Origin of the sequence: Mesorhizobium sp. LNHC229A00 (genome assembly GCF_000502415.1) — a bacterium.
Lineage (GTDB): Bacteria > Pseudomonadota > Alphaproteobacteria > Rhizobiales > Rhizobiaceae > Mesorhizobium.
In genome coordinates, this window is the sequence record NZ_AYWQ01000236.1 from 1 (window position 1) to 318 (window position 318).

Annotated in this window: 1 pseudogene; it reads right to left on the reverse strand. The window is 58.8% G+C overall.

The features are described 5' to 3' along the window. Positions 1-111: 111 nt before the first annotated feature. A pseudogene (locus X742_RS140070) lies at positions 112-318 on the reverse strand (IS110 family transposase); the annotation flags it as partial.

Here is a 318-nt window from a genome sequence, read left to right on the forward strand (position 1 = left end):
GACCCGTCTTTGATACGGCATTCTAGCCTAGCCAGCTGGGATCTCGGTTCGCCTCCTGGATCCGCCGAGGCTGATCAGGCCTCGAGGGATGAGTGTATCGGTGTGATTTTGTCAGACAGCCATTATGACGGCACCTTCGATGACGACGCCCGCGGTCACGTATTTCCACAGCGCCACCAGCAGCTTCCTTGCAAGGGCGACGATGGTTGTCTTTTTCAGGCGCCCCTGATTGCGCATCACGCGTTCGTGGAAGCAGCGGGTAAGCGCTGAGCTCGGTTGATTGCGCAGCCACAGCCAGGCCAACTCGATCATCGTCGT